Consider the following 15,089-nt stretch of genomic DNA (forward strand, 5'->3'; position numbering starts at 1 on the left):
CCTACAATACCTCGTCTGGCCCGCTTATTTTCCCCGTGACAGCCGATGCCGCGGCTACAGCCGGACTGGCAAGATATACCTCGGACTTTACATGTCCCATCCTTCCCACGAAATTCCTGTTGGTAGTCGCGACACATCTCTCTCCTGCCGCCAGGATACCCATGTGGCCTCCGAGACATGGCCCGCACGTCGGCGTCGAAACTACGCATCCGGCATCGATGAATATATCCAGATATCCGTTCTTTATGCAATCCTTATACACCTGCTGAGTAGCCGGGATTATTATCGCCCGCACGTTATCGTGTACCTTTCTGCCCTTCAGTATCCTGGCTGCCAGCGCCATGTCTTCCAGCCTCCCGTTGGTACAGGAGCCAATGACCACCTGCTGTATCTCCACATCTCCCACCTGATCGATGGTCCTGGTGTTCTCCGGAAGATGAGGGAATGAAACCGTCGGCTTCAGGGCGGAAAGATCTATATCGTAGGTTTCCACATACTCCGCGTCCTCGTCGGGAGCATAGGTCTTCCACTGGCCCTGGACTCTGCCTTTCATATATTCCTCTGTCACTTCATCTACCATGAATATTCCATTTTTAGCTCCTGCTTCGATAGCCATGTTGGCTATGCAGAGTCTGTCCTCCATGGAAAGGCTGGACAACCCTTCACCCATGAACTCCATGGACTTATAGAGCGCCCCATCTACACCGATCATCCCTATGATGTGAAGGATCACATCCTTACCTGTTACATTTTCCCGAAGGCTACCTGTCAGGTTGAATCTTATGGCTTCAGGCACCTTGAACCAGGCTTTCCCCGTAGCCATACCGGCCGCCATATCAGTGCTCCCCACTCCCGTGGAAAATGCCCCGAGAGCTCCATATGTACATGTGTGGGAATCGGCTCCGATTATGCAATCCCCCGCCTTGACGAGACCCTGCTCAGGAAGGAGAGCATGCTCTATACCCATCCTGCCTACGTCGAAAAAATTCTTCACATCGAATCTCCTGGCAAAGGTCCTGCACTGCATGCACTGCTCCGCTGCTTTTATATCCTTGTTAGGGGTGAAGTGATCCATGACGAGAGATATCTTCTCCCTGTCGAAAACTCCATCGAACCCCGCTTTCTCAAACTCGTTGACTGCCACCGGCGTTGTGATATCGTTTCCCAGCACCATATCCAGCTCCGCCATTATCAGCTGTCCGGCGACGACACTGTCAAGCCCCGCATGAGCGGCCAGTATCTTCTGGGTCATTGTCATTCCCATGTTCTGTTCCTCCTTATTATTTATTTCCTATTCCACAAAGTGATCCATCTTGTTCTGCCTGTTGAGAGCGCTCACCAAAGCGTTGACCGACGCCAGAATGATGTCCTCATGAGTACCGACGCCCCAGAATTCATTTCCGTCCCTGTCTTCGATACACACATAAGCCGCAGCCTTGGAGCTGGACTCCGATGATAACGCATGCTCCGAATAGGTGACGAATTTGTAATCAAAGGTATACGGCGACATCTTCAGCGCGTTGCTGATAGCGTCCAGACGACCGTTACCTACCGCCTCAAACTGATATACCTTTCCGGCTATCCTTACCTTTATATCGGCTATCATGCCGTCGTCTGATTTGAAATCCGAAACTTTCCTGAATACCGCGTCGGTAATGTCTATCGGATCGAAAACATTGACATATTCCCGGGCAAATGCCTGGTACACCTCCACGGGGGTCAGCTCCTTGTGCTCCTGGTCGGAAATATCCTTTACCATATATCCCAGTTCCTCTCGCATCTGCTGTGGGATCATATAGCCGAAATTCTGCTCCAGGATATATGCGACACCGCCCTTTCCTGACTGGCTGTTTATCCTTATGACATCAGCCTCATATTCCCTTCCCACATCCTTAGGATCGAGAGGGAGATACGGCACTGACCATGTCTTGAGATCTTTCTCCTTATGCCACTTCATGCCCTTGGCAATAGCATCCTGATGGGAGCCGGAAAACGCGGCGAATACCAGCTGCCCGCCGTACGGCTGTCTAGGCGGCACCTTCATGTCGGTATATTTCTCGTACGTCTCCACCACCTCCGGCATGTTGGAAAAATCCAGGCCCGGATCCACACCGTGACAATACATGTTCATGGCCAGAGTAACGATATCCACGTTCCCCGTCCTCTCTCCGTTCCCGAAGAGCGTCCCCTCTATCCTGTCGCCTCCGGCCAGCAATCCCAGCTCTGCGTCAGCTACTGCCGTCCCTCTGTCATTATGCGGGTGAAGGGATACGATGACATTCTCCCTGCTGTGGAGATTCTCGCACATGTACTCTATCTGGGACGCGTACACATGAGGCATGGACAGCTCCACGGTACTAGGCAGATTTATTATGACCTTGTTGTCAGGAGTAGGTTCCCATATATCGATGACAGCATTACATATCTCCGCCGCGAAATCCACTTCCGTACCGGTAAAGCTCTCCGGCGAATATTCAAAGGTGAAGTCCGTCTCCGGATGCTTCACCGCGTATTCCTTCATCAGTGTCGCCCCATCGGTAGCTATTTTGATGATCTCCGGTTTTTCTTTCTTGAATACCTGTTCACGCTGAGCCAATGATGTGGAGTTGTAAAGATGGACCACCGCCTTTTTCACGCCCGCCAATGATTCGAAAGTCTTCTTTATTATGTGCTTTCTCGACTGAGTCAGCACCTGTATCGTCACATCGTCGGGGATCAGCTTGTCGTCCACCAGTTTTCTGAGGAACTGATATTCAGTCTTGGACGCCGCCGGGAAGCCCACCTCGATCTGTTTGAATCCCAGTTTTACCAGGAACTTGAAGAATTCCACCTTCTCTTCCAGACTCATGGGAACGATGAGGGCCTGGTTTCCATCCCTCAGATCGACGCTGCACCACATAGGCGCCTCTTCTATATGATCCTTTTCCACCCACGCATGATGGGGGGTATCAGGTGGAAAATACCCTATCTTGTATTTATCGCAGTTTTTCATGTTTCCTCTCTCCTTTTTCAGTTTTCAGCACGGCCCGCCCTCCGGCATGCCGCCATTCATCAAAAAAGCCCTCATCTCAACTAAGAGACGAAGGCATAAGCATCCGCGGTACCACTCTTATTGGCGTGCTGTTTCGATTCTCACCGTCCCTGGCCCGCGCCACCTGACTGCACTGCCCTGCGGCAACACTGCCGGCCGCCTCCAGCTGTCGCTGTCAGCGTTTCACGCCTGCCGGGAAATCACACACCCGCTCAAAAGTTCGACGCTCCCGGGCGAGACATCCGACTCCGTATACAGTCTTGCACCGACCGACTGCTCGCTGAAATACTTCCGTCCGATTTATTCCGTTCATCGCGTCTGTATTTACATGTATGTTACTAATATAAATGACGACGTTTGGTTTGTCAACACAAATTTTTCAGGCAACCGGGCATCCGGATATCCGGTGGCGGTCAAATTACAGACATTTTCTCAAAATCTTAAAATGTCTGTAAAATCCAATGGGTTTGAGAATACTGGACTATTTTTGTAAAGGGTCGGGAGAGCGTTTTTCAGGCTTTGATGGGCTCGTCGTGAGGTGATATAAGTAAGTTGTAATAGGAACGTGACTTTTGTAAAATAATGTTAAGGGAAAGGAGCGAATATTATGATTTACTGTGAACCGGAATTGAAAGAGCAAATCATCAAGCTGTATATCCAAGAAGGGAGAACATATCAAAGTTTGTCCGACGAATTTGGATTTTCTACGGATGTCATAAGAAGATGGGTAAAAAAGTATAGGCAAAGCGCACAAGAGGATGCTGAAAGAGCCAGGAAGCTGGCAGAAATGGAAGAACTCAGGCGACTGCAAAAGGAAGTCGAAGAGCTGAGAAAGGAAAATGATTTCTTAAAAAAAGCGGCGGCGTTCTTTGCGAAGGAAAACAAATAGAAGCATACAAGTTCATAGAGAAGTATTCGAAACGATTTGGGGTCAATTGGCTGTTAAGGCAAATAAATATTTATCCCAATGCATATTACAATTACCGAAAGCAGCGAAAGAACGCCGGAGAAAAGAAAAAGGCTTTCGTACTCAAAAGGATAGACAGGATATATCATGAATCCGGTGGAAGACCGGGATACCGCATGATGCAGAAGCTGCTTGCAAACAAGGGGATAAGCTTAAGCGCGAAAACAGTGCATAAGTATATGAATGGTGAATTAGGATTAAGGTCTGTGACACGTAAAGCAAGATATCGTTATCGCAAAGGTACAAAAGCATATGCGGTTTTCGAAAATTTGCTTGATCGTGATTTCAGTGCAAAAGAGAGAGATAAGAAATGGTGCATAGACTTTACATATCTTTTTCTTGCCAACAGAAGTAAAAGATACAACTGCACGATCATCGACATTTATGATCGGCGAGTCGTTGCAAGTGTAAACGGAGAACGGATCAATGCTAAGCTTGCAATAGATACAGTACGGAAAGCATTTGAGCGCAGTGGGAAAAAAGGCGGGATGATACTGCATAGTGACAGAGGAAGTCAGTTCACCTCAAAGGAGTTCGTAGAATTCTGCGAAGCTAATGGTATCACACAAAGCATGAGCAGGGCGGGATGTCCATATGATAATTCCCCTATGGAGCGGTATTTCAATACATTGAAGGCAGAACTGATAAATCTCAAATCCTTTGCTAACGAGGAAATGCTGTATGAACAGATCAATACATATGCATATGGGTGGTATAACAATTTAAGACCTCATTTATACAATGGTGGGCTTCCTCCTGCTAGAGTTGCTTAAAAAGTCCCTGCTTCTATTACAATTTCTCTTGACCAGTACGCAGACTATGAGGAAAACGTTCCTCCACGATAATCGGGGCGGGAAAACTCGTTGAAAAAGGCCGAAAATATCGCCAGCCCTCCGAAAAACAACTACTGGCGATATTTGGGCGATTTGATTGCCGAACCAGCGATTTCGATAACGTGGCCGTCAGTCGTCAACGCCTGTTTTTTGATTTTTCCACATGTTTTTGTGTGTTTAAACTACGTTTTTAAATTTTCTTTGTTTTTTTGCACAATTTTTTCAAAAAACATGTTGATTTTCTCTGTAAACCATATATAATGGGTTGTAACGATAAAAAAAATCACAAGGAGGAAGATATGAGAGTTACAGGATCACAACTGGTAGCCGAGATCTTGCTGGAGCACGATGTTGACACCGTATTCGGATATCCCGGAGGCGCGGCCCTCAACATATACGACGCTCTGTACGAATACAGAGACAGGATCCGGCACATACTGACGGCTCACGAACAGGGCGCGGCTCACGCCGCAGACGGATATTACAGGGCAACAGGTAAGACCGGAGTCGTCTTTGCCACCAGCGGCCCTGGAGCGACCAATCTGGTAACTGGTATCGCCACAGCCTTTATGGACAGCATACCTATGGTTGCCATAACGGCCAACGTTCCTGACAACCTCATCGGCAGAGATGCGTTCCAGGAAATCTTCATAACAGGGATCGCTATGCCGATAACAAAGCATACTTTCTTTGTCAACAGGATAGAGGATCTGGCCGACGCACTCAGGAACGCTTTCAGAATCGCGAACAGCGGCAGGAAGGGTCCAGTCCTGGTAGATATAACCAAAGACGTGACAGCCGCAATGACTGATTACAAACCGGGAAAACCGCTGCCCCTCAATCCGCCGCCTGTATTTACCGATCAGGAGGTACAGGAAGTAGCGGCGATGATAAATGCGGCCGAAAAACCTGTCGTTTACTTCGGTGGAGGAGTGGCTGCCTCCGACGCGGGAGATGAACTGAATCAGCTGATCGAGATAGCTGATATCCCGGCCACATATACGCTCATGGCCGCTGGTATCATCGGCTATGAAAATCCAAGAAATCTGGGCCTCATCGGCATGCACGGCAGCATCGCCTCCAATAAGGCAGTCGACAGAGCCGACCTGGTGCTGGCACTGGGAGCCAGGTTCAGCGACAGAGTCGCTCTCAACCCTAAGAAGTTCGCCAGAAAAGCTTACAAGATACAGGTAGATATCGATACCAGCGAGCTCAATAAGAATGTCCTGGTAGACATAGGCGTGACCGCCGACGTAAAGGAATTCCTGACAAAGCTCCTTCCGCTCATCAAAAAGAAGGATCATAAGGAATGGGTCGCTCAGGCCATGGAGTGGAAAAAGAAGACCGGTGACGTCAAATGTCAGGACGCTGCTCTCCACCCGAGCGAGATCATCCACACAGTTTGCGATCTTACTGACAAGGAGACCATTTACGTTACCGATGTAGGCCAGCATCAGATGTGGGCAGCTCAATATCTCAAGCACGACAAGACGAAGGATTTTATCACCAGCGGTGGTCTGGGGACCATGGGATTTGGTTATGGCGCAGCCATCGGAGCTCAAATAGGCTGCCCGGATAAACGGGTCATCCATTTTACGGGGGACGGCTCATTCCACATGAATCTCAACGAAGCATGCACGGCTGTAAGCCAGGAGCTTCCTATCATAACCATAATCATGAACAACCAGGTCCTGGGTATGGTCTATCAGTGGCAGACATCCTTCTACGGAAAGCGATATGCCGCTACGACACCGGAGCGAAAAACCAACTTCCCTAAACTGGCGGAAGCTTTCGGTGCGAAGGGCTTTTCCGCTGCCAACCCGCAGGAATTCGAAGAGGTTTTCAAGAAAGCTCTCAAGGAGAAGGGGCCTGTATGGATAGACTGCGCGCTGGCCAGAGACGAGAGGGTACTCCCGATGATACCGGCAGGCGGGAATGTCGAGGATATGATCATTGGATAGTGCGTCGCGCTTCGCGCAGTAAGTCAATGCAGCCCTGCGCCGCCTTCGGCCGCAGGACCACCGATGTCATGCTTCGCATGACAAATATATGTAGCCCTAAAGGACCACCGATGTCATGCTTCGCATGACAAATATATGTAGCCCTAAAGGACCACTGATGTCATGCTTCGCATGACAAATATATGTAGGAGGATTTTTTCATGGATAAGGAAATTAGAAAGGAAGTCATCAGCATTCTGGTGGACAACCAGGCCAATGTCCTCACCAGAGTCAGCAGCCTGTTTGGCCGCAGAGGCTTCAATATAGATTCCCTGACGGTCTCAGCCACCAACGACCCTAAGCTTTCCAGGATAACGGTAGTATTTACAGGGACAGAGCAGGGACTTCACCAGATAATAACTCAGACGGCTAAATTAGAAGTCGTAAAGAAGATATTCACGCTGGATAAGAACGACAGCATCTACAGAGAGCTTCTGTTGCTGAAAGTCAAAGCCGATAAGACGGAGCGGTCCGCTATCAAGGAAATTGTTGAAATATATAGAGGTAGAATAGTTGACCTTTCCAAAAACAGCCTTATAATAGAATTGACAGGCGCTTCCGAAAAACTGGACGCCTTCATGGATATGATGAGCTGCCATGACATCGCGGAAGTCTGCCGCACCGGGATCACCGGAATAGGCAGAAGCGCCAGCTGGCACGAAGAATAACCATTGTCAACAAATTTTAACATATAAAGGAGACGGAAAAAATGATTAAAAAGTATTATGATCAGGATTGCAATTTATCACTTCTGGATGGAAAAACTGTCGCTATCATCGGCTTTGGCAGCCAGGGTCACGCCCATGCCATGAACCTCAATGAAAGCGGCGTAAACGTCGTAGTAGGTCTCAGACCTGGTTCGGCTCACATCGCAAAAGCCGAAGCTGCCGGACTGAAGGTAGTAGGCATCGAAGAAGCTGCCGAAGCCGGAGACGTTGTAATGATACTTACTCCTGACGAGCTGCAGGCTTCCATCTACAAGAATCAGATAGAGAAACACATGAAGGAAGGCAATGTCCTCATGTTCGCCCACGGTTTCAACATCCACTTCAACCAGATAAAGCCGGCGCCTTACCTGGACGTTATCATGGTCGCTCCTAAGGGCCCTGGCCACACTGTAAGGAGTCAGTATGTCGAAGGAAAAGGCGTACCTAGCCTTATCGCCGTTTATCAGGACGCTTCCGGAAAGGCCAAGGATTATGCTCTCGCATACGCGAGCGGGATCGGCGCGGGCCGTGCCGGGATCCTGGAGACCACCTTCAAGGAAGAGACCGAAACAGACCTCTTTGGTGAGCAGGCAGTTCTCTGCGGTGGTGTTACAGAGCTGATGAAGGCCGGATTCGATACGCTGGTAGAAGCCGGTTACGAGCCTGAAATGGCATACTTCGAATGCATCCATGAGATGAAGCTTATCGTGGATCTGATCAACGAAGGCGGATTCGACAAGATGAGATATTCCATCTCCAACACAGCTGAATACGGCGACTACAGAACAGGAAAGAGGATAATAACCGAGGATACTAGAAAGGAAATGAAGAAAGTCCTTTCCGAGATCCAGGACGGCACTTTCGCCAGCGAATTCATCCAGGAATTCAATGCAGGCGGTAAGGCAAGATTCCTCGCTACGAGACAGAAGGAAGCATCCCACCTCCTCTGCAAAGTCGGCGAAGAGCTGAGAAAGATGATGAGCTGGCTGAAGAAATAAGACTTTTACATGAGGTCTTGCCCTGGCGACCGCCTCGGCGGGGCCTCTTTCTTTTACCCTCTTATCCGTCCGTCTCAGCCAGACCCTGAGCAAGCGATAACGTGAGACGTGGGCGCGGGTTCAGATATGGTCAGCGAAAAGCAAAAATCACGAGAAAGGAAAACAATATGAGAAGCGACAACGTAACAAAAGGCGTAGAAAAAGCTCCTATGCGAAGCCTTTTCTACGCCATGGGATACACTAAAGAAGAGCTGGAGCGACCACTCATCGGCGTCGTTTCAGCCAAAAGCGAGATCGTTCCCGGCCACATACACCTGGATAAGGTGGCGGAAGCCGTAAAAGCCGGCGTCAGAATGGCCGGCGGAACGCCTATAGAGGTCCCGGCCATCGGCGTATGCGATGGTATAGCCATGGGCCACATCGGTATGAAGTACAGCCTGGCAAGCCGTGAGCTCATCGCCGACAGCGTCGAAACCATGGCCATGGCTCATGCCTTCGACGGGTTAGTGCTGGTTCCTAACTGCGACAAGATCGTTCCCGGAATGATAATGGGTGCCGTAAGGATAAACATCCCTACAGTAGTATGTTCCGGCGGCCCGATGATGTCCGGCCTGGTCAATGGCGAGGAGACCAGCCTTTCCAAAATGTTCGAAGCCGTAGGGGCCAGGAAAGCCGACATCATCGACGATGACCAGCTGCTGGAGTTCGAAGAGAAGACCTGTCCGGGCTGCGGTTCCTGTTCGGGAATGTACACAGCCAACAGCATGAACTGCCTCTCGGAGGCAATCGGCATCGCCCTTCCGGGAAACGGCACCATCCCGGCGGTAGACAGCGGCAGGATACGTCTGGCCAAGCATGCCGGTATGGCCATCATGGAGCTGGTGAATAAAGATATCAAAGCCCGTGATATCATCAATGAAAAATCCATCAGAAACGCCCTGGCCTGCGATATGGCTTTGGGATGCTCTTCCAACAGCGTACTTCATCTATTGGCAATAGCCAATGAAGCCGGAGTAGAGCTGGATCTTGACATTTTCAACGAGTTCAGCGCCAAGGTCCCTAATCTGTGTCATCTGGCTCCGGCAGGCGGCACCCATATGCATGACCTCAACAACGCAGGAGGTCTGATGGCAGTCTTCAGCGAGCTGGATAAGAAAGGCCTTATCGACAAGAGCCTGATCACTGCTACAGGAAAACAGGTAGGCGAAAATATGAAAGGCGCTTATGTAAAGAACTACGATATAATCAGGCCTGTCGACAATCCGTATAGCGAAACAGGCGGCATAGCCATCATGTGGGGAAATATAGCACAGGACGGCTGTGTCGTTAAGAGAAGTGCCGTAGCTCCTGAGATGCTGTGCCACACAGGACCGGCCAGAGTCTTCGACTGTGAAGAGGACGCTATTGCCGCCATCTACGCTGGAAAGATCGTCGACGGTGACGTGGTAGTCATAAGATACGAAGGTCCTAAGGGCGGTCCGGGGATGAGAGAAATGCTCAATCCTACCAGCGCGCTGGCGGGGATGCAGCTGGATAAGACCGTTGCTCTCATTACCGACGGCAGATTCAGCGGCGCCAGCAGAGGCGCATCCATCGGGCATGTTTGCCCTGAGGCGGCTGCGGGCGGAAACATCGGCCTGCTGAAAGAAGGGGATATCATTGAGATCGACATCCCTAACGCCAGAATAAACGCTAAGATATCCGACGAAGAATTTGAATCCAGGAGAAAGTCCTATGTTGCTCCGCAGCCTAACGTCACAAGCGGATGGCTGGCCAGATACATGCGAAACGTGTCCTCAGCCGCGAAAGGAGCGGTCATGGAATAGACGGCGGCGTTATCGATCGCCATCCTTTTCATGGCAGTCGATACAATGAACAACGCCCCGTAACAACTAATGAAAGCAGACCTTTTCCCGGCTCTGCAATCACCTGAATCTCGCAGGCGGCAGAACCCAATGCGCCGCCGCCTGCCGACAATCGACAAAGGAGTGTTACGATGAGTAGAAAAGCATTGCACAAAACAGTATTCAAAGGTGGCCTTCTGATAGACGGCACCGGAAAATCCGCAGTGGAAAACAGCACGGTACTTATCGAAGACGGCAAGATCGTTTACGCCGGTCCGGCGGACGAAGCACCTTCGACTGACCTTACTTCTCCGGATGATTGCCAGGTCATCGATATCACTGGCAGAACCATTATGCCCGGTCTCGTGGATACCCACCTTCACTTCTCCGGTAACCTTACGGAAAACGACAGCGACTGGGTAATGGAGGACAATATCCAGAAAGCCGTCGTTGCAGTGCAGCAGGCTCACGAATGTCTGGAGACCGGACTCACTACTGTAGGTGAGATCTCCAGATTCGGCATACACATCAGAAACATGGTAGAAGCCGGGGTGATGCAAGGGCCAAGGATCGTCGCCACAGGACTTGGATTCTGTGCTACAGCAGGGCACGGCGATTCCCACCTCCTTTCCATAGAACAGAACAAAGCCGCCCACCCGTGGGCAGAGTGTGTCGACAGTCCATGGGATCTGCGAAAGGCAGTAAGGCGGAGGCTTCGTGAAAATCCTGACGCTATCAAGATCTGGGCCACAGGCGGCGGTATCTGGCGATGGGAAGCCGGCATGGATCCTCATTACACGCCTGAGGAAATACAAGCCGTGGCAGAAGAATGCCAGATAAGAGGCATTCCTCTCTGGTCTCACTGCTTCGGCAGTGCGGCTCCTTCGGTCAAGGCCGGCGCTGATTTCATCATTCACGGCTGGGAGCTGGATGACGAGACTATTGATACTATGGCGGAAAAAGGGATCATGCTCTGTCCTACCATCAGTTTCCTTCCTGCCTGGTTCGAAACATATCCGCCTAAATATGTTCCCGAGATCCACGACAGATTCCCAGGTGAAACGGTAACAGAAAAAGAGCTGAACCGCATCTACGACAACCTGCGAAAAGCTTTTGCCAAAGGCGTCGTACTGACTATCGGCTCCGACTCCTTCAACTCCAAGATAACACCGTACGGCGATACCGCTATCGGCGAGATCTACGAGTTTATCAGCAAAGCCGGGATAGGAGAAATGGATACTATCGTCGCCGCTACCCTCAATGGCGCAAAGGCGCTGCGGGTAGATGACATCACCGGCTCTCTCGAAGCCGGCAAGAGCGCCGATCTGCTTGTCCTCGACGGCAATCCGCTGGATGATATCAAAGCCATCGCTACTGACAAGATGGCCGTCATCATGAAGGAAGGCGAATTCATAAAGAATCAATTGCAGGCAAACTGAATGTCGGTTGCAGACACATCCACTTGCCCAGCCACAGAAAACAGAAGAACAACTACAGAAAAAACTTAACCGCGAAGAGCCGCGCCATCGAGGTCCGGCTCTTTTATCATACCACTACCGGCAGCCGCCTCGCCCGCATTTCCATATCAGCCAGCAGCTTTCCCGTCCGCTCCGCTTCATCGGATACCAGCTTCCGCACTTGCATCTGTTTGAACATTTTTCCGCCCTTCATAATTATATTTTTTACCATTTTGGTGCTTTTCTGCGTATGTTACGTGTTATTTTACAGATTGTTCCATGAAGTTTACAGACATTTTCACTTTTTCGCGATATGTCTGTAAAACGGCCTCCCCGCTCCCCTCCAAAAAAAGGTAAGCCAACCCCAAAAGGGCTACTCAACAAAAAAAGAAGCCGCGGTCATGCCGCCGCAGCCTCTTTTTCGTTAATCAACACGTTTTTCGTTACTTATTGAAAACCTTTCTTCCAACAACTATCGCGCCCGTTCCTGCCATTACCATGAGTGCAGCAAGCCCGGCCAGCAGGCCCATATTCATGTCGTCGCCAGTCTTCGGAGCCGGTGGAGTCAGTTCCTCATCGGCCGCCGGAGCGTCCTTCTCGACAGCCGTAACGATCACATCATATTCGTCAGCAGTATTCTCACCACCGTTTTCAACGAATACCGTTACAGGATCGGTGAGACCGTTGAAATCCTTTTCATCAGCTACATAGTAGCCCTCAGGAACGTTGAGGACATAGCCATCCTGCTCATATGCGAAATCGTAGAACGTAATCTTGTTTCCATCCTCATCATACCCATAGCTGAGGACTGCGTTTTCCTTCTCAATGACAGTCGGCTCACCGACAGCCTTGCCGTCCTTGTCTACATAGTTGATAGTGAATCCTGCAGTTCCGTAGATTTCATCGACTTTAATGATTATTGACGCATATCCCGTATTCGTATCAACTGCGTTATCCGTAGCTCTGTATTTGAGTTTATAATATCCTGGCTGTGCCATCTCGAAATCAGTTATGGCATCTTCACCTTTATTCAGCTTCCACACGCTTTCATAATCTTCCCACGATTCATTGGTCGTCGAGTAAAGTATTTCATTGAGCCATACCTCTTTCACAGAACCATTGTCCTCAGCTGTTGCTTTGACATCTGCGATATTCAGAATGTCGCCTTTTTCCATATCCGCAACTGGCTCTATTGTGATCGTCGGAGCTGTAGTATCTACAACATGGACCGTTCTTCGTGCAGAAGCCTCTTTACCGGAATCATCCTTAGCTGTATACCAGATATTGTACCAACCTTCTTTTGATGTATCCACTGAGTCAACGGTAGTCCACGTACCATCTTCATTTGTCGCAGAATAGTAAACAGCTATGACCTGGACTCTGACGAAGCCATTCTTTTGAATCTCTACAGAACGACTGACAGCCGAGGCCGCAAGATCATCCTCGAAACAGCGAAGATAGCCGGGCCATGATCATTTACTGCCACATTCCTTTTGCATATCATATGTTACGTCTTCATTTCGGATTTTATCTACATTTTGCCTTTTTTGCGGAATGTAGATAAAATTTTCAACGTTTACACGCTCTCCTTCAGCCGAATATCCGCCTATATGCCATAAATCCTTGATTTTCCCTCTGTACTAAAAACATCCAATATCCTTGAACCCATTGGATCTTGCCTACATTTTTCATGTTTCGCAAAATGTAGGTATTTTACCCGGGTCTGTCACAGAAAAACTCCACGACAAATTGACAACTGCTTTCCTTAAATATATACTTTAGTCAAACGGCTATTTTCAAAAAACAAAGGAGAATTGGAATGTTCAAATCTTTTGAGGAAGCCAGGAGCTTCATCGACACTGAAAATATCAAAATGGTAGATTTTATGATGGTAGATCTCAACGGGAGGTGGAGGCACCTTACCATTCCCGCAGACAGATTCACCGAAGACACTTTGAAGAGCGGTATCGGCTTTGACGGCAGCAATTATGGGTTTGCTCCGGTAGAAAAGAGCGACATGGTCTTCATCCCGGACCTTTCGTCAGCCTACATAGATCCATTTATGGAAATACCAACGCTTGCGATGATAGGAGACGTCTATGTAATAGGAATGCCTGAGAACTATCCTTTCGACCAGGATCCGAGAAATGTAGCGAAGCATGCGGAGGCTTACATGAAAGAGCAGGGTATCGCCGATGAGATGCGCATCGGCCCTGAATATGAATTTCACGTATTTGATCACGTAAGCTATTCCACTAAGCCTAATGAGTCCGGATTCTGCATCGATACAGAACAGGCGGAATGGAATACGGATGACCAGAATTTCAACCTGGGATACAAGATGGCCCACAAAGGCGGTTATCACATGGCTCCGCCTCAGGACGTACTCTATGATTTCAGGAGCAGAGTGGCCATGTTGATGGAGGATCAGGGAATCAAAGTAAAGTATCATCACCATGAGGTAGGTGGCCCGGGTCAGCTGGAGATAGAAGTTGAATTCGGCGGTGTTACTGAAATGGCCGATAAGACCATGATGACCAAGTATCTCATCAAAAACGAAGCCATTGCTGAAGGTAAAACGGCTACTTTCATGCCTAAGCCTGTATTCGACGAAGCCGGCAACGGCATGCATGTCCATATGCATCTTTTCAAAGACGGCAAGCCTCTTTTCTACGACGAAAACGGCTATTCCCAGCTTTCAGAGACTGCCATGCATTTCATGGGCGGCATACTCAAGCACATAAAAGCGCTGTGCGCTTTCACCAACCCGAGCACCAACTCCTTCAAGAGACTGGTCCCAGGCTATGAAGCTCCGGTGACCATCGGTTTCGCTACTGCCAACAGGAGCTCGGTCATTCGTATCCCGGCATACGCCAAAGATCCCGATAAGAAGAGATTTGAAGTGAGAAATCCTGACGGCACATGCAATCCGTACTATGCTTTTGCCGCCATCCTTATGGCCGGATGCGACGGTATAAAGAATAAGATCGACCCTGTAGCCGAGGGATACGGGCCATACGATTTCAATCTCTATACACTGAGCGATGAGGAAAAAGAAAAGATAAAGAGCCTTCCGAAGACTCTGGATGAAGCTCTCGACGAACTGGAAAAGGATCACGCTTTTCTTACAGAAGGCGGAGTTTTCCCTGAACGTCTCATCGAGATATGGCTGGAAAACAAGCGGGCAGACGTGAGCAAACACGCCAACATGCCTACGCCTATGGAATTCAGCATGTACTATGATCTGTAACA

Annotated in this window: 10 protein-coding genes; 7 read left to right on the forward strand and 3 right to left on the reverse strand. The window is 49.4% G+C overall.

What is annotated here, in order from left to right; genetic code table 11:
- Position 1: 1 nt before the first annotated feature.
- Together leuC and ACQY69_RS08005 are read right to left on the reverse strand one after the other, a co-directional pair.
- Positions 2-1,264, reverse strand: a complete 1,263-nt coding sequence (gene leuC, locus ACQY69_RS08000) for a 3-isopropylmalate dehydratase large subunit (RefSeq protein ID WP_428260006.1) — start codon at positions 1,262-1,264, stop codon at positions 2-4.
- A 27-nt stretch (positions 1,265-1,291) separates the two neighbouring features.
- Positions 1,292-2,992, reverse strand: a complete 1,701-nt coding sequence (locus ACQY69_RS08005; protein ID WP_428260007.1) for a 2-isopropylmalate synthase — start codon at positions 2,990-2,992, stop codon at positions 1,292-1,294.
- Between the two features lie 646 nt (positions 2,993-3,638).
- On the opposite strand from ACQY69_RS08005, the gene ACQY69_RS08010 reads away from it, so the two are divergent.
- The 6 genes from ACQY69_RS08010 to ACQY69_RS08035 all read left to right on the forward strand — a co-directional run bounded on the left by ACQY69_RS08010 (position 3,639) and on the right by ACQY69_RS08035 (position 11,819).
- A protein-coding gene (locus tag ACQY69_RS08010; protein WP_428260008.1) for an IS3 family transposase occupies positions 3,639-4,771 on the forward strand; the annotation gives its coding sequence in 2 pieces (ribosomal slippage) (positions 3,639-3,891 and positions 3,891-4,771; 1,134 coding nt in all).
- Between the two features lie 359 nt (positions 4,772-5,130).
- Positions 5,131-6,792 (forward strand): biosynthetic-type acetolactate synthase large subunit, encoded by a 1,662-nt coding sequence (gene ilvB / locus ACQY69_RS08015; RefSeq protein ID WP_428260009.1) that lies wholly within the window; start codon positions 5,131-5,133, stop codon positions 6,790-6,792.
- 200 nt (positions 6,793-6,992) lie between these two features.
- Positions 6,993-7,499, forward strand: a complete 507-nt coding sequence (gene ilvN / locus ACQY69_RS08020; protein ID WP_428260010.1) for an acetolactate synthase small subunit — start codon at positions 6,993-6,995, stop codon at positions 7,497-7,499.
- Positions 7,500-7,540: 41 nt separating this feature from the next.
- Positions 7,541-8,536 carry a ketol-acid reductoisomerase gene (gene ilvC, locus ACQY69_RS08025; protein WP_428260011.1) on the forward strand — a complete coding sequence of 332 codons (996 nt, stop codon included), beginning with the start codon at positions 7,541-7,543 and terminating at the stop codon, positions 8,534-8,536.
- A 167-nt stretch (positions 8,537-8,703) separates the two neighbouring features.
- The gene (gene ilvD, locus ACQY69_RS08030) at positions 8,704-10,362 is read left to right on the forward strand and encodes a dihydroxy-acid dehydratase (protein WP_428260012.1); all 1,659 of its coding nucleotides are present in this window, start codon (positions 8,704-8,706) and stop codon (positions 10,360-10,362) included.
- Positions 10,363-10,532: 170 nt separating this feature from the next.
- Positions 10,533-11,819: an amidohydrolase family protein gene (locus ACQY69_RS08035; RefSeq protein ID WP_428260013.1), complete on the forward strand. Its 1,287-nt coding sequence runs from the start codon at positions 10,533-10,535 to the stop codon at positions 11,817-11,819.
- Positions 11,820-12,280: 461 nt separating this feature from the next.
- Here ACQY69_RS08035 and ACQY69_RS08040 read toward each other — a convergent pair whose 3' ends face one another.
- Positions 12,281-13,240, reverse strand: a complete 960-nt coding sequence (locus ACQY69_RS08040) for an immunoglobulin-like domain-containing protein (protein WP_428261037.1) — start codon at positions 13,238-13,240, stop codon at positions 12,281-12,283.
- A gap of 416 nt (positions 13,241-13,656) precedes the next feature.
- Between ACQY69_RS08040 and glnA the strand changes: the two genes are divergently transcribed.
- Complete coding sequence (gene glnA / locus ACQY69_RS08045; RefSeq protein WP_428260014.1) at positions 13,657-15,087, forward strand: type I glutamate--ammonia ligase; 1,431 nt, start codon at positions 13,657-13,659, stop codon at positions 15,085-15,087.
- Positions 15,088-15,089 lie beyond the last annotated feature (2 nt).

The sequence above is a fragment of the Gallibacter sp. Marseille-QA0791 genome (genome assembly GCF_965119705.1).
In the GTDB taxonomy this organism is placed as follows: Bacteria; Bacillota; Clostridia; order Peptostreptococcales; family Anaerovoracaceae; genus Lentihominibacter; species Lentihominibacter excrementipullorum.